This is a genomic window from Terriglobales bacterium (assembly GCA_035561515.1).
Lineage (GTDB): Bacteria > Acidobacteriota > Terriglobia > Terriglobales > Acidobacteriaceae > DATMXP01.
The window spans coordinates 170,501-189,554 of sequence record DATMXP010000044.1 but is presented as its reverse complement, the minus strand read 5'-3'; the positions used below and the strand labels follow the sequence as shown (position 1 = coordinate 189,554).

12 protein-coding genes and 2 rRNA genes are annotated in these 19,054 nt (G+C 57.7%); 8 read left to right on the top strand and 6 right to left on the bottom strand.

What is annotated here, in order from left to right; genetic code table 11:
- The 3 genes from VN577_20430 to VN577_20420 form a co-directional block, all read left to right on the top strand.
- Window positions 1-2,189 (top strand): 23S ribosomal RNA (locus VN577_20430); the annotation flags it as partial.
- Between the two features lie 183 nt (window positions 2,190-2,372).
- A 5S ribosomal RNA gene (gene rrf, locus VN577_20425) occupies window positions 2,373-2,489 on the top strand.
- A gap of 291 nt (window positions 2,490-2,780) precedes the next feature.
- Window positions 2,781-4,043 carry a reverse transcriptase family protein gene (locus VN577_20420; GenBank protein HWR17207.1) on the top strand — a complete coding sequence of 421 codons (1,263 nt, stop codon included), beginning with the start codon at window positions 2,781-2,783 and terminating at the stop codon, window positions 4,041-4,043.
- Between the two features lie 114 nt (window positions 4,044-4,157).
- Here VN577_20420 and VN577_20415 read toward each other — a convergent pair whose 3' ends face one another.
- A complete protein-coding gene (locus VN577_20415; GenBank protein HWR17206.1) occupies window positions 4,158-5,066 on the bottom strand; it encodes a sugar ABC transporter substrate-binding protein in 909 nt (302 codons plus the stop codon).
- 81 nt (window positions 5,067-5,147) lie between these two features.
- Between VN577_20415 and VN577_20410 the strand changes: the two genes are divergently transcribed.
- Complete coding sequence (locus VN577_20410) at window positions 5,148-5,729, top strand: alpha-ketoglutarate-dependent dioxygenase AlkB (GenBank protein HWR17205.1); 582 nt, start codon at window positions 5,148-5,150, stop codon at window positions 5,727-5,729.
- On the opposite strand, the gene VN577_20405 is transcribed toward VN577_20410, so the two are convergent.
- Window positions 5,683-6,186, bottom strand: coding sequence for a DoxX family protein (locus VN577_20405; GenBank protein HWR17204.1), 504 nt, complete (start codon window positions 6,184-6,186; stop codon window positions 5,683-5,685). The two genes, VN577_20410 and VN577_20405, sit on opposite strands and share 47 nt — an antisense overlap.
- A gap of 159 nt (window positions 6,187-6,345) precedes the next feature.
- On the opposite strand from VN577_20405, the gene VN577_20400 reads away from it, so the two are divergent.
- Window positions 6,346-8,295 (top strand): S9 family peptidase, encoded by a 1,950-nt coding sequence (locus tag VN577_20400; GenBank protein HWR17203.1) that lies wholly within the window; start codon window positions 6,346-6,348, stop codon window positions 8,293-8,295.
- Between the two features lie 52 nt (window positions 8,296-8,347).
- On the opposite strand, the gene VN577_20395 is transcribed toward VN577_20400, so the two are convergent.
- A complete protein-coding gene (locus VN577_20395; protein HWR17202.1) occupies window positions 8,348-9,034 on the bottom strand; it encodes a carboxypeptidase-like regulatory domain-containing protein in 687 nt (228 codons plus the stop codon).
- Between the two features lie 70 nt (window positions 9,035-9,104).
- Window positions 9,105-11,783, bottom strand: coding sequence for an aconitate hydratase AcnA (acnA, locus tag VN577_20390; protein HWR17201.1), 2,679 nt, complete (start codon window positions 11,781-11,783; stop codon window positions 9,105-9,107).
- A 219-nt stretch (window positions 11,784-12,002) separates the two neighbouring features.
- Between acnA and VN577_20385 the strand changes: the two genes are divergently transcribed.
- Entirely contained in the window at window positions 12,003-13,220 is a 1,218-nt protein-coding gene (locus tag VN577_20385; GenBank protein ID HWR17200.1) for an ABC transporter permease, read from the top strand.
- An 8-nt stretch (window positions 13,221-13,228) separates the two neighbouring features.
- Here VN577_20385 and VN577_20380 read toward each other — a convergent pair whose 3' ends face one another.
- A complete protein-coding gene (locus tag VN577_20380) occupies window positions 13,229-13,378 on the bottom strand; it encodes a DUF3309 family protein (protein ID HWR17199.1) in 150 nt (49 codons plus the stop codon).
- A gap of 68 nt (window positions 13,379-13,446) precedes the next feature.
- On the bottom strand, window positions 13,447-14,616 hold the full coding sequence (locus VN577_20375; protein HWR17198.1) for an RDD family protein: 1,170 nt from the start codon (window positions 14,614-14,616) through the stop codon (window positions 13,447-13,449).
- Here VN577_20375 and lptD point away from each other — a divergent pair.
- Both lptD and VN577_20365 read left to right on the top strand, forming a co-directional pair.
- Window positions 14,606-17,161: an LPS assembly protein LptD gene (lptD, locus tag VN577_20370; GenBank protein ID HWR17197.1), complete on the top strand. Its 2,556-nt coding sequence runs from the start codon at window positions 14,606-14,608 to the stop codon at window positions 17,159-17,161. The genes VN577_20375 and lptD overlap by 11 nt on opposite strands.
- Window positions 17,162-17,202: 41 nt before the next feature.
- Entirely contained in the window at window positions 17,203-18,915 is a 1,713-nt protein-coding gene (locus VN577_20365; GenBank protein HWR17196.1) for an HAD-IIB family hydrolase, read from the top strand.
- Window positions 18,916-19,054 lie beyond the last annotated feature (139 nt).

Genomic DNA, 19,054 nt, shown 5'->3' with positions numbered 1-19,054 from the left:
GTTGAAAGTGGGGTAACACCCACTGGAGGACCGAACCGGTGTTTGTTGAAAAAAGCTCGGATGAGCTGAGGGTAGGGGTGAAAGGCTAATCAAATTCCGTGATAGCTCGTTCTCTCCGAAATAGCTTTAGGGCTAGCCTCGGGTGATTTGCAACGGTGGTAGAGATCTGGATGGACTAGGGGGCTTTCCAGCTTACTGAATCCAACCAAACTGCGAATGCCGTTGACAACCAGCCCGGGAGTCAGACAGTCGGGGCTAAGCTTGATTGTCGAGAGGAAAACAGTCCAGATCGCCGGCTAAGGTCCCCAAATTCTAGCTAAGTGGAAAAGGATGTCGGAACGCCCAGACAGCCAGGAGGTTGGCTTAGAAGCAGCCATCCTTTAAAGAAAGCGTAATAGCTCACTGGTCAAGCGGTCCGGTGCCGACAATATAACGGGGCTAAAGCTAGATACCGAAGCCGCGAATGCATACGAAAGTATGCGTGGTAGGAGAGCATTCCCAGACGCTCGAAGCGTGACCGAAAGGACGCGTGGACGGTTGGGAAGAGACCCTGCCGGCATAAGTAGCGATAACGGAGGTGAGAACCCTCCGCGCCGAAAGTCTAAGGTTTCCTGAGGAAGGTTAATCCGCTCAGGGTCAGTCGGTCCCTAAGGCGAGGCCGAAAGGCGTAGCTGATGGACATCCGGTTAATATTCCGGAACTCCCTATATTCGTTATCACGATGGGGTGACGCAGAAGGATAAGCAGGTCGTCATATGGCTATGGCGGTCGATGCGTGAAAGCCGGATCCGATAGGCAAATCCGTCGGGTCATTAACGGTGAGACGCAAAGCAAGCCCGTATGGGTGTAAGCTGCTGAGTTCACGCTGCCGAGAAAAACCTCTAAGGAGAATGGTAGGGAACCGTACCTCAAACCGACACAGGTAGACGAGGAGAATATCCAAAGGCGCTCGAGAGAAGACCTCTTAAGGAACTCGGCAAATTGGACCCGTAACTTCGGGAGAAGGGTCGCCCTTCAGGGTGCAAGCCCAGGAGGGCCGCAGTGAAACGCGTACGGCGACTGTTTAACAAAAACACAGGTCTCTGCAAAGTCGAAAACGACGTATAGGGGCTGACGCCTGCCCGGTGCCGGAAGGTTAAAAGGAGGGGTTAGCCGCAAGGCGAAGCTCTGAATTGAAGCCCCGGTGAACGGCGGCCGTAACTATAACGGTCCTAAGGTAGCGAAATTCCTTGTCGGGTAAGTTCCGACCTGCACGAATGGCGTAACGATCGTACGACTGTCTTAAGGGGTTACTCGGCGAACTTGTAGTACCGGTGAAGATGCCGGTTACCCGCATCTAGACGGAAAGACCCCGTGCACCTTTACTATACCTTCATCATGAACTATGGCACTTGCTGCGCAGGATAGGTGGGAGGCTTTGATCTCAGGCTTTCGGGCTTGGGGGAGCCAACGGTGAGATACCACCCTGCGAGTTCTGTGGTTCTAACCTATTCCCGTAATCCGGGAAAGGGACATGGTGAGGCGGGTAGTTTGACTGGGGCGGTCGCCTCCTAAATTGTAACGGAGGCGCTCGAAGCTTGGTTCACTCTGTTTGGAAATCAGAGGTCGAGTGTAAAGGCAGAAACCAGGTTGACTGCGAGACCTACAAGTCAAGCAGGTGGGAAACCAGGCCTTAGTGATCCGGTGGTTCTGAATGGAAGGGCCATCGCTCAACGGATAAAAGGTACGCCGGGGATAACAGGCTTATCGGAGTCAAGAGTTCACATCGACGCTCCGGTTTGGCACCTCGATGTCGGCTCATCGCATCCTGGAGCTGTAGAAGGTTCCAAGGGTTAGGCTGTTCGCCTATTAAAGCGGTACGTGAGCTGGGTTCAGAACGTCGCGAGACAGTTCGGTCCCTATCTGATGTGGGCGGAGGAGATTTGAGAGGGCCTGTCCTTAGTACGAGAGGACCGGGATGGACGAACCTCTTGTGTTCCAGTTGTCATGCCAATGGCACAGCTGGGTAGCGAAGTTCGGTTGTGATAACCGCTGAATGCATATAAGCGGGAAGCACTCCTCAAGATTAGATCTCCCAACCCAAAAGGGTGAAGAAGGGCACACGAAGACTACGTGTTTGATAGGCAGGATGTGTAAGGCCAGTAATGGTTGTAGCTTACCTGTACTAATCGCCCGTTCGGCTTGACCATAAAATTTATGGAGCGCAAGCCAGGAAAGCTCAGTCAGCTTTCCAAAGCACTTGGAAATATCCCAATCTATTCAGTTGTGGCATCGTCCACGATCTTTAGCAGCCAGGGGCTAGCAGATAGAGGCTAGGCTCTGGAGGCAAACAAGTTTCGCCACGCTGCCAACGGCGCGCAGGCGAGCGAATTGTCGGTGATCTTACCGCGGGGGAACCACCCGTTCCCATCCCGAACACGGAAGTTAAGCCCCGCCGGGCCGATTGTACTGCACGCGAAAGTGTGTGGGAGAGTAGGTCGTTGCCGGCATAAATAAAGGCCATCAAGAGAAATCTTGGTGGCCTTTTCCTTTTTTCCACAAACGAGCCCAAACGCGCGTGACACCAAAAAATAGTCGTGGCGTTTCACCAAGCCGAGGCTTCTGCCCGTTAAGTGGTATCATCCTCCTCCGGCGGAGTGCTTCAAGCTGGCTTGATGCCAAGCCATAGGCTTGGCTAGAGTCTCTCTGGGGTTACCCCAGGGCAACGTGAATAACAGACAATTCGGCGCATGAGCTTTGCTGCGCTCGTACGCAGATCTGCTCACGCAGGGTGAGACTGGTTGCTGCGCTCCGCCTTCACCTTCTCCATGTCCTCTGACCGGTTGCGGTTACAAGTACTGGCCAAGGTATTTCTCTCCGGCGAACTCGCGCCGGATGCAATCGTTGCACGAGGGAGCCGCCTTTTTGGAAAAGCATGCCCCTGGTTGCGCGCGCCTGCTCGGAGATTTCTAAAGGCCGTAGCCGGACAAGCGACTCCGGGGCAGCAGGACGTGCTCAAGTTTCTGTTGCGCGATGCTGGATTCTGGCGATCATGGCTCAAACATCGCAGGCGATTGTCGATTACTCAGTGGCTGACGGAACCGCAGCCGATGAGACCGGTTTCTGCCGCTGCCAACTGGAACCTTCCGGGACTCGAGTCGATCGGAGCGCTGGCGGAATGGCTGAACGTAAGCGCTGCTGAATTGGAGTGGTTTTCTGAACTGAAAGGACTCGACTACCGCCGCGATCGTTCGCCGGCATCGCACTACAGCTACCGCGTGCTCACGAAAAAATCAGGCACTGTTCGCCTGATTGAATCACCAAAAACGCGGCTCAAAAATCTTCAACGGCAGATCCTGACACAAATCCTCGACAAGATTCCTCCGCACCAGGCAGCACATGGGTTTGTGAGAGGACGCTCGATCAGAACGTGTATCGAACCTCATACGGCGCGCCAAGTGGTGCTGAAGATGGACCTCAGTAACTTCTTTCCGACGTTTCGTGCGGCGAGGATACAGACCCTCTTTCGTACTCTCGGCTACCCAGAACCAGTTGCGGACAGACTGGGAGGGATTTGCACGCATGCGGTGCCGTTCCACATTTGGAAGAACAAGCCAATCGACGTGAGTGCGGCGCACTGGCGAGAGGTGCGCGATGTGTATGCGCGTCCGCATTTGCCGCAGGGTGCGCCGACCTCACCAACGCTGGCTAACGCGTGCTGCTACAGGCTGGACTGCCGGCTGACTGGACTCGCCATGGCGGCAGGTGCAGACTACACGCGCTACGCCGATGATCTCGCGTTTTCCGGCGACAGGGAGTTCGAGCGATCCGTCGAACGATTCGCAACGCATGTCGGCGCCATCCTGCTGGAAGAGGGTTTTACGGTGAACTTCCGCAAAACTCGCCTTATGAAGAAAGGCGTCCGGCAAGGACTGACTGGGCTGGTGGTCAATGAGCACGCAAACGTCAGGCGTACAGATTTCGATCGGCTGAAAGCAATACTCACTAACTGCGTTCGGTACGGGCCCGAGAGCCAGAACCGGGTCATCCCCGATTCCGTTTGAATCTGGAAGGAAGAGTCAGCTTCGTGGAAAGTGTGAACCCGGAGAAGGCAAAGCGGCTACGGAGAATCCTGAATCGAATCACATGGGAGTGAACGGCACCAGGCTACCCCGTCCCTACCGCTGCAGTGTTTCCACCGCTGGATACGAAATTGATGGCACCAGCAACCGCTCGGGTGTCCCCTGCTTGTGGTTCCACCAGTTCATGAATGTTTCCAGCGCGATGCCGGCTACGGCCGGAGTGACAACCGTTGCGGTTAGAAGCTTGCGGTGAACATATTGCTGTCCGGTGCTGGGAAGGCCATCGACGCCAAGAAAGGGCAGGTTGAGCCAGGCGTTTCGCTCGGTGGTGTCGTGGATCTCGCCGAATGCGCGGCGGGCGCCGATCGCCATTTCGTCGTTCTGCGAAACGATGCCGACGAATCCGGAGCTCCGGGTGGTGCTGAGCTTGAGCAGGGATTGGACCGCGCGATAGCCGCCCTCCTGGGTCCAATTGGCAGAGATGCTCTTCAGTTGGACGTTGGAGGGCTTCTGCTCCTTCGTGCCTTGGGCGCGAAGTGTGGCTGCGGTGGTTGCCTGGGGGCCCATGATGTAGAGGACGGTGCCTCCGGCGGGAAACAACCGGGACATCTGCTTGGCTTGAATTCGCCCAACTTCCAGTTGGTCAACGCTAATTTCGAATACCGGCACGGTGCTCGTGAGGCGCAGTCGGGGAATGTAATCCGCTTCGCGGTTGAGAACACCCCACGCAATCCCCGCTCTCAGGGCTTGCTCGGCCACGTTAAGCATCGCGGTGCCGACGGGCTCGGTGATGACGGCGGAAATTCCGTGATCCCGGCGTTGAATGGCGGTGAGGATCTGCTGGACTTGCCCGACGGCATCGCTGTCTGCGTAAACGATCTCGAGTTGAACGCCAAATCTTCCCGCGACGGATTCGGCTGCGGCAGCATGGGCCTGCTGGTAGTCGTTGTCGCGGGTTGTCAGCGAAAGAAGTACCTTTGGCGGCTTCGACGGGGAAGCAGACATGGACCCAACCTCAAAAGCGGAAGCTTACCAGAGTTCCTAACGCCGCGGTTGGTACGTTAGTAACCGTCATCTAAGTGAGTAATGGGAATTAGAAGACAGACCGACCCTGGGGACCTACCAGCGGGATTCCGCTACCAGCCTGAGTTTCTGAGCGTCGAGGAGGAGGCGGACCTTCAGAAGTGCTTCAAACAATTGACTTTCCGCGCGTTCGAATTCCAGGGCCACACGGCGAAACGACGCATCGCGGACTTTGGCTGGGAGTATGACTTCAGTTCGCGAAGGGCAATTGAGACGAAGCCGCTGCCGGAATTCCTTTTCCCAATTCAGGAACGCGCAGCGATTTTTGCTGGTGTGCCGGAGCGAGAGTTGGTGGAGACGCTGGTGACGGAGTATCCGCCGGGTGCGCCGATTGGGTGGCATCGCGATGTGCCCCAGTTCGAGGATGTGATCGGAGTTTCACTCGGCAGTGCGTGTCGGATGCGGTTTAAGCCGCACCGGCAAAAGGGCAAACTCGTTTGGATCACGCTCGAACCACGATCGATTTACCTGATGCGTGGTCCGGTGAGATGGCAGTTCCAGCACAGTATTCCGGCAGTCGAAGCGCACCGGTACTCGATCACGTTCCGAACCCTTCGGAAGTCGTCGAAGCAAGAGGTCGCCTGATAGGTTTGCTGCGATTGTCAGTTGCGGCGATCCAGCCCGCGATGACGATGAACAAAATCTGCATGGGGATGCGAAGCATGAGTGAAGTCGCAGGTCTGCCTCGGAGAGTGGCGCCGGTGCGAACGGCGTTGATGTTCGCCGGCAACACGGCGAGAAAGAAAACGATGAGCGATATCGCTGCCGGCCTCGTGAAATACGGGACGATGAGTCCGATGGCTCCGGCAATCTCACAAAGCCCGGTGAAGAAGACGATCGCATCAGGCGCGGGAACCCATGCGGGCACCATCCGGACGAGGTCCGCCTTCATTGAGGTGAAGTGCGCGGCCGCGGTGAACAGCAGCATCAAGGCGAGCGCGAATCGGGCGGAGTCGCGCCAGGAGTTGAACATGCGCACGCCCAGGAAGCCGAGCACCCGGAAGATCATCCACGATACGAGAAGAACACCAAGAACAGCCATGACCTAGAGATGACCGTCAGCTTGAAACGCCGCTAAAAGGTGCAGGGATACAAGGCAGGAACGTAGGACGGCATGGTCGGCTGCACTTGCCCTGAGTAGCCCTCCTTCGGTAAGTTCTTTCCGTCATCTCACGTCTTCTCGAGAAAGAGGTTCCTTCCAATGAAAAAAGCTTCGCGGCTTCTTGTTGCACTGTTCCTTCTTGGTTCGCTCTCGTTCGCGCAACAGCCATCGACGGCAACGATCGCGCCGAATGAGAACCTGATTTCCGATGGCGTGCCCGCAGTCCCGCAGTCGATTGCCGAGCAAGCGAACAGGTACACGGAGTTCCGCACCGCCACGGCGTTTGCATGGCATCCGACCAAGCGCGAAATGCTGATCGGCACGCGGTTCGCCGATACCGTGCAAGTGCATCGTGTGGCGATGCCCGGCGGAGCGCGCACGCAGTTGACGTTTTATCCGGACCGGGTTGGCGGCGCATCGTATCACCCAAAGGTTGGTGACTACTTCCTGTTTAGCAAGGACATCGGCGGCGGCGAGTGGTACCAGATCTTCCGGTATGACGTGGGAACGGGCGATGTAACGATGTTGACGGATGGCAAGTCGAGGAACATCGGCGGGAACTGGTCGAACGCCGGCGACCGCATTGCGTACTCCTCAACGCGGCGCAATCGCGCAGACCTCGATTTCTACACTATGAATCCGGGCGATAAAGCCAGCGATAAGCTGGTGGTGGAAAATCAGGGCGGCGGGTGGGGGATCGCCGATTGGTCGCCGGATGACAAGACGCTGCTGGTGTCGGAATACGTGTCGGTGAACGAAAGCTACATCTGGCTCGTGGATGTGGCGACGGGGAAGAAAACGCTTTTCACTCCGAAAGGCGGTGAGAAGGTTTCTTACGATCCGATCGGATTCAGCGCCGATGGGAAAGGCATTTACGCCGCCAGCGATAAGGACAACGAGTTCAAACGCATTGCGTATATCGATCTGGCCACAAAGCAGCCGAAATATCTGACGAACTATCCGTGGGACGTGGAGAGTGCGGAACTCACCAAGAACCGGAAGCTGTTGGCGTTCATCGTCAATGAGAACGGGTTGGGCGCATTGCATGTGCTGGACCTGGCTTCCGGCAAGGAATTGAAGTTGCCCAAGGTGCCGGTGGGAGTGCTCGGAAGCCTGCGCTGGCACGAGAACAATCGCGACCTGGCGTTTACGGTGAACTCGGCACACACGCCGCTGGACGTTTATTCCATCGATGTCGCCACTGGGAAGATGGACCGGTGGACGAACAGCGAGACCGGTGGCCTGAATGCGGCAAACTTCGTTGAGCCGCAACTCGTAAAGTGGAAGTCATTTGACGGACGTGAGATTTCCGGTTGGCTGTATATGCCTCCGGCGAAGTTCACGGGCAAGCGTCCGGTGATCGTGAACATTCACGGCGGGCCGGAAGGGCAGTCGAGGCCTACATATCTTGGCCGAAACAACTACTTCATCAATGAGATGGGCGTTGCCATCCTGTATCCGAATATCCGCGGATCCGAAGGATACGGCAAAACGTTCATTGCCATGGACAACGGGTTCAAGCGCGAGGAGTCGTATAAAGACATCGAAGAGCTGTTGAAGTGGATCAAGCAGCAGCCGAACCTCGATGGAGACAAGATCATGATCACCGGCGGCAGCTACGGCGGCCACATGACCTTGGCGACCGCAACGCGCTACAACGATCTGATCGCGTGCTCGGTAGACGTGGTGGGAATGTCGAACCTGGTCACGTTTCTGGAGCATACGGAGGCGTACCGTCGAGACCTGCGGCGCGCTGAGTACGGCGACGAACGCGATCCGAAGATGCGCGAATACCTGACGAGCATCGCGCCGATGAACCACGTGAAAAACATCACCAAGCCGATGTTCGTCATTCAGGGAGCGAATGATCCGCGCGTGCCGAAGAGCGAAGCCGATCAGATCGTGGCGGCACTCAAGGCGCAGGGCACACCGGTCTGGTACCTGGTCGGCAAGAACGAAGGGCATGGCTTCTCGAAGAAGGCCAATGCCGACTTCCAGTTCTATGCGACGGTAATGTTTGTGGAAAAATACCTGCTAGGCGAGAAGTAGTTACTTCCAATGTGAAAGGGCCGCTCTTCGGGCGGCCCTTTTTTCACGGATGTTATCTGCGGTTCGGCGGTTTAGGAAGATACGGTAGTCGTGTCAGCCGCACCTGGATATTGACCGTCGCGCCGGGAGCGAGATTGGCCAGTTGTCCCTTTCCAGATTTCACCCGCCAGCGGTTGTATCCCTCGGCTGTAATTGAAAGCGAGAACTTCTGGTATTCAGGGATAGCTATCAGGTTGGGGTTGGGGCCAGTCCTCGGAACTATCGTGTCGGACGTCTCACGCTCTCGCCTGATCTTGACGGTGTAATTCTGGATGGGCTCCCTCGACAGTGCATCGACGACGTCGAGTTGCACAAAGCTTGGCTTCGGGGGCAAGTAGAGCGGAAAGTCCGCCTGGTTCTTATTTGCGGAAATCGCCACCTGCAGCGACTCGTAGGAATACAAGTACAACCAGTGAGCTTCGAAAGGGTACCCCGAGTCCCGATCGGTGGGAATCACGGTGTAGTTGCCCTGACAGACTTGCGTGAAACGGAACTTACCAGCCGCATTCGTACGCTGCTCCGGCAGCATAATGCCGATAGCGCCATTCAGCGGATAGAGGGTTACGCGGAAGTTGGGTGCAGTCGAGCCGTTCTGATTGAATACAGTGCCGTGAATGACGCCATCGCACCCGGGAAGTGCAAACGCCTTTAAAGATAAGAGAGACAGCGCTGCAACGATGGCAAGCCTGCGCATTGGCATTAAGTGTAATCCCTGTATGCAAGAAAAAGACCGCTCACGACGGAGCGGTCCCCGAATCAGTGAACAGCGGCTATGACGTCGCCGAGCTCGTCTTACCCTGCAACAGTTGACGGAGCACGTACTGCAGGATTCCGCCGTGCTTGTAATAGAGCACTTCCTGAGGTGTGTCGATGCGCAGCGTGGCCTTGAACTCCTTGGCCGAGCCGTCTTTCGACTTTGCGCGAACCGTCACCTTGCTGGCGGCACGATAGTTGTCGAGCAGCGCGGGCAGACCGACTATGTCGAAGGTCTCTTCACCAGTGAGTCCAAGCGAGTCCGCATCTTCACCTTCCGCGAACTGAAGCGGCACGATTCCCATGCCGACCAGGTTGGACCGGTGAATGCGTTCAAAGCTTTCCGCGATCACGGCCTTCACCCCCTGAAGCGACGGTCCCTTGGCAGCCCAGTCGCGGGATGAGCCTGAGCCGTATTCCTTGCCGGCCAGGATGATGGTCGGCACGCCCTGTTCGATGTAGCGCATCGCGGCATCGAAGATGGTCATTTCTTCGCCGCTGGGCAGATGGCGGGTGTATCCGCCTTCGAGGTTGGGAACCATCTTGTTGCGGATGCGGGTATTCGCGAACGTACCGCGCACCATCACTTCGTGGTTGCCGCGACGAGAACCGTAGGAATTGAAGTCCTTCGGCTGAACACCGTGTGCGATCAGGTATTTCCCGGCCGGCGAATCAGGCTTGATCGATCCGGCAGGTGAGATGTGGTCGGTGGTGATGGAGTGGCCGAGCTTCGCCAGCACGCGCGCATTGGTGATGTCAGAGACCTTGCCGATCTCCATCTTCATGCCGTCAAAATAAGGGGCACGCTTGATGTAGGTGGACTTGTCGTCCCAGGCGAAGGTCTGGCCCTTGGGAACGTCGAGCCCACGCCAGCGATGGTCGCCTTCGAAGACTTCGCTGTAGGTCTTCTTGTACTGCGAAGCTTGCACCGCGCCGTTAATCGTATCGTCCACTTCCTTTTGCGTCGGCCATATGTCGCGCAAGTAAACGGGTTTGCCGTCTTTACCCTTGCCGAGTGGCTCGTTCACCGGGTCAAAGTCGATGCGTCCGGCGAGAGCGAAGGCCACAACCAGCGGCGGTGACATCAGGTAGTTAGCGCGCACGTCGGAGTTGATGCGGCCTTCGAAGTTGCGATTGCCGCTGAGCACACTGGCGACAACGAGATCGTGCTCACCCACGGCTTCCGAGATTTCAGCCGGGAGCGGACCCGAGTTCCCGATACAGGTGGTGCATCCGTAACCGACCACGTGGAACTTCAGCTTCTCCAGGTACGGCAGCAAGCCCGACTGGCGGTAGTACTCAGTCACAACTTTCGAGCCCGGTGCAAGGGAGGTCTTTACCCAGGCTGGAGTCTCGAGTCCCTTCTCGACTGCTTTCTTGGCGAGCAGTCCGGCAGCGAGCATCACGCCCGGATTCGAGGTGTTGGTGCAGCTCGTGATCGCGGCTATCACAACCGAGCCGTCCTTCACGTTCCCGTTTCCAGAGGCAGCCTTTCCGGCGCCCTTCTTCAAAGTTGGCAGAGCTTGCTTGAATGAGCTTCCCACCTTGGAGAGAGAAACGCGGTCCTGCGGACGCTTCGGTCCAGCAACGCTGGGCTCGACCGTTGCGAGGTCGAGTTCAAGCACCTTCGAGTACGAAGCTTCAGGCTGATTCGGGCCGTGGAACATTCCCTGCTCGCGGCAATATGCTTCGACGAGTGCAATCTGTTCGTCGCTGCGTCCGCTCATGCGGAGGTATGCGAGTGTTTCGTTGTCGACGGGGAAGATGCCGCAAGTGGCGCCGTATTCTGGTGACATATTGGCGATGGTGGCACGGTCGGCCAGCGGCAGTGTGTGGAGAGAAGGTCCGAAGAACTCGACGAATTTCCCGACGACACCTTCCTTGCGAAGCATTTCCGTGACAGTGAGGACGAGGTCCGTGGCGGTGGAGCCTTCACGCAGCTTTCCGCTCAAGCGAACACCGACAACCTGCGGAATCAGCATACTGACTGGCTGATTGAGCATGGCGGCCTCGGCTTCAATACCGCCGACGCCCCACCCGAGTACGCCGAGTCCATTGATCATGGTGGTATGCGAGTCGGTGCCGACGAGCGTGTCGGGATAGGCCTGACCCTTCGGGTTCACGAAGACCACCCGCGCCAGGTATTCGAGATTCACCTGGTGAACGATACCGGTATCCGGTGGCACGATGGCGAAGTTCTGGAACGCCGTCTGGCCCCAGCGCAGGAAGGCATAGCGTTCCTTGTTGCGAAGGAATTCAAGCTCAGCGTTTAGGTCGAAAGCCTTCGAGGATCCGAACTCATCGACTTGCACGGAGTGGTCGATGACCAGTTCAGCAGGCTGAATCGGATTAATCAGAGAAGGATTGCCGCCCAGAGCGCGGACAGCGTCACGCATCGCGGCGAGGTCAACGACTGCGGGAACGCCGGTGAAATCCTGCATCAGCACCCGCGACGGGGAGAACTGAATTTCCTTGTCGGGAACCGCTTTGGGATCCCAATTTGCGAGCGCAAGAATGTCGTCGCGCTTTACGTTGCGTCCGTCTTCGTTGCGAAGCAGGTTCTCAAGCAGGATGCGGTGCGTATAGGGAAGCTGGGTAGTCTTGTGTCCGGCTTTGTCGAGAGCATCGAGCCGGAAGATTTCGTATTCCTTGCTGCCAACGCGGAGGGTAGAGCGGCTGCCAAATGAATTGTTCATGATTACGCCTTTATGCGGGATTGGGCGCGGGAGCAGGCACCGACAGGCTGCGACGATGCAATACTCCCAAACCATCTAGTGTAGTCCGCCCATGGCGGGTTTGTCAGGATGTGAATCACAGATTGCCAAGCCGCTTCTTCGGTGAAAGATGTCCGCCGTCTAACCTGCTGGAAATTGCGCCCAGAGCGGCAATTGAGGTAGTAAGATTTTCCGTGGGCCATGTGGTTGCAGATCATTGTCCGCGAAGCTCTTCGCGCACTCCTCCGTAACAAGATGCGCAGCACCCTAACTGTGCTTGGAATCACCATAGGGATCGGCGCGGTCATTTGCGTGGTGGCCATCGGCCAGGCCGGATCCGAGCAGGTGCAAAAGCAACTCGACAATCTCGGAGACAACTTCGTATGGATCGAAGCAGGTTCTCGCGCACCGAATGGCATCCGGACGGGAAGTCACGGCACCAAGACTCTCACTGCCGAAGACGCACGGGCGATCCAGAAGCAGATTCGGTTGATAAAGGCCGTCTCTCCCCAGGTGGACGCTACCACCCAGATCGTTTACGGAAACCGCAACTGGGCCACCCGCTATCGCGGCGTATCGCCCGAGTACTTCCAGATCAAACGCTGGGAAGTCGCGCAGGGAGTCCCATTCACACAAAGCGACGTGGACCATGCTGCGACCGTTTGCGTGCTCGGAAACACCATCAACGAACAGCTCTTTCCGGGTGAGAACCCGATCGGCAAGACTGTTCGACTCGGCAACATGCCTTGCCGCGTTGTGGGCGTTTTGCTCGCGAAAGGACAGTCGGGAGGCGGGCAAGACCAGGACGACACCCTCCTCCTGCCCTATACCACGGCGCAAAAACGGCTGAAGGGCATCTCGTGGGTCGACGACATCATGTGCTCGGCCGTCTCGCAGGAAGCGATTAATCCGGCAATCGACCAAATCACAGGGCTTCTACGCGAGCGGCACCGAATCCACCCCGGCGAGGATGACGACTTCAACGTTCGCAGGCCGGACGAAGTGATCCAAACCCGGTTGCAGGCAAGTGAGACATTCTCGCTCCTGCTGGTGGCGATTGCGTCGGTGGCGCTGCTGGTGGGCGGCATCGGCATCATGAACGTGATGCTCGTATCGGTTACCGAGCGCACCCGGGAGATTGGGGTGCGAATGTCGGTGGGAGCGACAGAAACCGACGTGCAGCTTCAGTTCCTGGGTGAGGCGGTGATGCTCAGCCTCTTTGGCGGCCTGATCGGCGTTCTTGCCGGCGTGGTTGGTTCCTTCGTGATTGGAAACACCCTGGAATGGCCGATGTCGATTTCGCCGCAGGCGGTCGCAGTCGCCGCTCTGTTCGCGACGTTCGTCGGGGTATTCTTCGGGTTCTATCCGGCGCTGAAGGCGTCGCGACTCGATCCAATCACGGCGCTCCGCTTCGAGTAAGCGGGGTGCTAGACGCCCCGCATGAGCAGCAGAATCAGCAGAATGATGAGGATCAATCCGAGCCCGCCACTCGGATAGTAGCCCCATCCGCGGCTATAGGGCCACGCGGGCGCGGCGGCAATCACCAGAATCAGCACGATCAGAAGAATCAGCAACACGTTCCACCTCCGGACAGGTTCGTCCCGAGTAGTGGGATGGCGCCAATTTGTCCCGTGCTGCCCCAGTTTCAGTGCGAAGTCATGTAGGTGCGGGAGATTCGGTCGTGCCAGCAGAGTCTCTCCTGGTCCACAAAGGACCAAAGCAACCCCAATCCGAAGGGGAAGATGGAAACGAGCATGGAGAGCGCACGGTTTCGCCGTGCATTCTTGCTGGGGAAATTGCCGTCGAAGGCGACCAGGTGCATGCGGGTCATCTGCATACCGGGAGTAGCGCCCGCAAACACAAAGAAGACGTACTTGTAGATTGCCCAGAATGCCGCCGGAATCACGACCAGCAGGCCCAGCATGGTTTTCTTGTCCTGCATCAGGACCTGGGCGTTCATCTGCCCAAGGATGATGGCGAACAGGCCGCTGGCCACGAGCACGAGTAATGTGTCCACGGCCTCGGCTGAGACACGCTGAACCGTTGGCGCAACCCTATACGGCAGTTCCAGCAGCGGTTCGATATAGGGAACACACGGGTCATCCGGAGCCTCAGGCCGCAGCGTGATATCCGCAAGAGGAACAGCAACGGTCTCGACGGCTTCCGGAGCATCGAGGATGCGGGGTCTGTCAAAAACTGGCTCGGCCAACTCGTCCCGTGACACTTCCCGCATGGCAGGGGGACGAGGGAAAACGATGAGCTTGGCGGTTTCTGGAGCCTGTTTCGGCGCCGGCATTTCCGGCTCGAAGAAGTTTCCCTGCGCGTACGGTGTCGATTCTTCCATGGGTTCGGTCGGGGGCTCGTAGGCTGGCGCAGTGGCCACGTTGTGTGCGTAAAACGGCGCCGGTGGTTCGGGTTCCTGATAAACGGGGGCGGGAGTTGGTTCGGGCTCCGGCTCTGGTTCGTGCTCCGGCCTGAGAAAAACGTGATTGCCGGCGGTGGATTCGAAGTTGAAGCTCAGGCTTTCATCGCCCAAGCTCTTGCGTCGCTTCGCCTTGTAGCTTTGCAGGCAGGAAGCGACTTCGTTTTTCCAGGCTTCGTTCTCAGCAGATGAGGTCGAGGAAGGGAGGTCGTTAGGCAAGTTCTCTACCGGGATGTAACGATATCGCGCGCGCGCTGATTCGAGGGTGCTGGCCACAATTTCCTGTTCTGCGTCGTCGTCCTCGGTTTCATGATGGCCGGCGACACTGGAGGCAAACTGATCTTCCGTGTCTTCGTACGGTTCAAAGTCGTCGAGGGTGGTGGTGCGAGACACGAAGGAACGTGGCTCGGCACAGCGGCAGCGCTCGCCACAAATCGGGCAGGACATCGCAAATTGGAAGAACGCCGAGAGCAGCGTCAGTCATCGGGCTGAACCTGGGACGCAATTTCCCATCGTGCGCCGGACGTGGTACCTTGCCCTTTTTGGCACACATTACGCGCTGATGACTGTCCGCAACAGAATCTTTATCACGGCCATGCTGCTTTGTCATTTGCTTGTCTGGCCTTGCCTAGTAACCAGCCAGTTGCGTCCCGCGCAACCGCTTCCAAGTGAAGAGGTTACGATCGAAGCCGACCAGCAGGAGAAGATCGGCGAAATCTACAATCTGCGCGGCCATGTGCACATTACTTTTCGTGAATTCGAGATTCGCGCCGACGAGATCACCTACAACTCCACCACGGGCGACATCACGGCTTCCGGCAATCTCGACTTCAATGGCGGCCCTAACGACCTGCACATCAAGGGAACTCGCGCCACCTACAACGCCCAAAAAGAGACCGGCAAGTTCTACGACGTGGTGGGCACGACCGGAGCACGCGTACGCGGACGCCACGTCCTGCTGACGTCGTCCAATCCATTTGCGTTCTCGGGGAAAGTGGTGGAGAAGGCCGGGCGCAACCGCATCATTGTGCATGGCGGAACAGTGACCTCCTGCACGCTCGAGAATCCCAAGTGGACCTTCAACGCCGAAAAGATCGACGTGGTCATCGGCGAGAACGCGAAGCTTTATCATTCAACCTTTCGGCTCGCCAAAATACCGATCTTTTACTTCCCATTCGCCAGCCTTCCCGTGGAGAGACTGGGGCGTCAGTCGGGATTCCTGATTCCCTCGATTGGACAGTCGTCGCGCAAGGGGTTCATCCTCGGCGAGTCGTTTTACTGGGCCATCAACCGCAGCATGGATGCGACGGTGGGAGCAGAGTACTGGTCGCGTCGCGGATGGGCGCAGCACGGCGAGTTCCGGGCTCGTCCGACGGAGCTCTCCAACGTCAACGTGCGCTATTTCGGGGTGCTGGACCGCGGGTTTGGGGACAGCAGGCAAAACCAGGGTGGACAGGACATCGTGATGACCTCGGAGGCGGCCCTCAAGTTTGGTTTCCGCGGCGTTGCGGACCTGAACTACCTGAGTTCGTACGTCTTCCGGCAGGCCTTTTCAGAGACGTTTACCGAAGCCGTGAACTCGGAAGTGAAGTCGACGGCTTTCGTGAGCAAGGCCTACAAGGGCTACTACTTCAACGCACTCGGATCGCGTTACCAGAATTTCCAGAGCACGAACCGTGGCGATTTGATCACGATCCTGCGGATCCCCAGTATCGACCTGGCGTCGGTGGACCAGAAGCTTGGCCGGTCGCCGGTGTACATCTCGTACGACGTTGCCCTTCAGGGCGTGTCGCGACGCGAGCCAACATTTGTGACCAACAACATCGTGGGCCGAATGGATCTCTTTCCGCGCGGTGCGATCCCATTTCATATCGGCGGGTGGAACTTCCGGCCTGAGCTCGCGCTTCGCAATACTTTCTACACCCAACGAAAGCTGCCCGACAGCGGAGTGGGTACTCCGGCCGATGAAGCGATCAATCGGCGCGCATTCGAGACGTCGCTGGAGATACGGCCGCCGGTTCTGTCGCGCGTGTTCGACAGGCAGATTCTCGATCACAAGATCAAGCACACCATCGAGCCGGAATTCGTGTACCGGTACGTGAACGGCGTGGATAACTTCAGCCGCATCATCCGCTTCGATGCGCGCGACATTTTGTCCGACACGAACGAGATCGGCTTCGGCGTGACGAATCGAATTTTCGCAAAGAGCAACCGCGTGAAGGTGGAGTGCGCGCCGTTGTCCGAAACGAGCCGCTTCGAACAGCGTGGCTGGACGGGCACCGAGGAAGAGCCGAAGGATTGCGGAGCAGGCGTGCGAGAGGTCTTCACCTGGGAGCTGTTCCAGGAATATTTCTTCGACACGAAATTCGGAAATGCGCTGGTTCCCGGGCAGCGAAACGCGTTTACCACCACCGCGGAACTTACCGGAATCGCTTTCCTCACGGAACCTCGGCGCTTCTCGCCACTGGTTTCGCGCATGCGAATTCGCACTGCTCGTAATACCGATATTGAGTGGCAGTTCGATTACGATTCGCCGAAAGGACGAATCAACGCCAGCACCGCGCTGGTGAACCATCGGATCGGCGACTTCTTTGTTGCGGGAAGCCACGCGTACCTGCGCGCTCCCGGTGAAGTCAACGTTTCCACCCCGACTTCGGCGCCCATCGAGTTCAATCAGTTCCGCTGGATGGTTGGTTATGGCAGTCCGAACAAGCGCGGGATAAGCGCCGCGGCGAACATCGGTTTCGACGTGACCTCGAAGTTCCTTCAATACAGCGCGGTCCAGACCACCTACAACTGGGATTGCTGCGGTTTCAGCGTGGAATACCGGCGACTGGCACTCGGGTCGGTGCGTAATGAGAACCAGTTCCGGTTCGCCCTGAGCCTCGCGAACCTGGGTACCTTCGGAACCCTGCGCAGGCAGGAACGCTTGTTCTGATCCAGCCACTTCGCCTTTTCCGTTGTTGCATCTAAGCACCCATGCGTTATCTCGCCCTTGCCACCGACTACGACGGCACCCTTGCCGCCGATGGCCGCGTTAGTTCCAGCACGATTCAAGCTCTCGAAACTCTGCGTAAAACAGGACGGCGACTGCTGCTCGTGACCGGACGCGAGCTCCCGGATTTAAAACGCGTGTTCGACCGGCTTGATCTGTTCGACCTGGTAGTGGCGGAGAATGGGGCGTTGCTGTTCAATCCGCACACGCAGTCAGAGACAGTGCTGTCGGAACCTCCCTCGGAGGAGTTCACGAAATGCCTCGCGAAACGTGGCGTGCAGTTCAGCGTCGGCAGGAACATTGTCGCCACCAGCACCGAATATGCTGACCAGGTGTTGCGGGCGATCCAGGAGACCGGGCTTGAACTGCAGGTGATCTTCAACAAGGGCGCGGCCATGGTGTTGCCCACTGGCGTCAACAAAGCCACTGGCCTGCTGAAGGCACTGGAGGAACTGCGCCTTGCTGCGCACAATGTTGTCGCCGTCGGGGACGCAGAAAACGATCACGCACTACTGAGCACCTGCGAATTTGGCGTCGCCGTCGCGAATGCCGTTCCATTGCTGAAACAACGCGCGGATTGGGTTACCGAGGGCGCTCGCGGAACTGGGGTCGAACAGCTCATTCAAAAAATAGTCGAGGACGACCTCTGTTCCTTTGACGAGAGCTTGACCCGCAATCGGATTCGAATCGGAGAGGACATCAACGAGGGGGAGGAAATTTACGTCCCGCAGTCCCGCGGATCTTTGCTGGTTACAGGCCCTTCGGGAAGTGGCAAGTCGACGATCACCAGCGCACTCATCGAGCAGATGACCGAGCAGAACTACCAGTTTTGTCTCATCGATCCCGAAGGAGATTACGACGGGCTACCCGGCGCGATCATGATCGGCACTCCATCCGACGCGCCCAACCTTGTGGAGATCGAGAAAGCCCTGGAGATCCCTTCCCGCAACGTAGTCATCAACCTGCTGGCGATTCCGCTGGCGGACCGGCCCCTGTTTTTCGCAGGGCTGCTCCCCCGCCTCTTGGAACTGCGTGCTCACAGCGGCCGTCCGCACTGGATCGTCGTAGACGAGGCGCATCATCTGCTACCGTCGTCGTGGGTGCCGGCGCCGGCCATGCTCCCGCAACAGATCGGTGGCATGTTGCTCATCACCGTACATCCCACGTTCGTTGCTCCGGCGGCATTGCAATCCATCGACACGCTGATCATGATCGGCAAAGGGGTACGCGAGACACTCTCCGGGTTCGCGGAGAAGTTGGGCATCACGCCGCCAGTCGATGTGCCGGTCGACGATCTTTCTCCGGATCAGGCAGCGGTCTGGCTGCGCTCGGCTCCCGACCACGTCAGGCTCGTCAAGGCCGCTCGCAGTAGCTTCGACCGGCGCCGCCACACGCGGAAGTACGCCGAAGGCGATCTGCCGGAAGACCGGTCGTTCTATTTCCGCGGCCCGAACGGCAAGCTAAATCTTCGCGCTCAGAATCTGAACATCTTCATCCAGATCGCCACAGGCGTTGACGACGACACGTGGATGTTTCACCTGGATCGGAATGAGTACTCAAATTGGATCCGCACGATCATCAAAGACGATGAGCTCGCGGACGAAATCCACCAGATCGAGCAGAGTGGCGACGCTCCCGCTGAAAGTCGCGAGCGAGTGAAAGAGGCGGTCGAGCGCCGCTATACGACGGCCGCATAGGGCAGGAGAATAGCGTCTTCGTAATATGCCTCTCCTGTTTTGGGAAATCCGGTTATCGCATTTCCGAAATCGCGCGTGAAAACACCGAATTAACCAGCGGTTTGTGCTATTCTCTCGCCGCAATTCAGTCAAAACATAT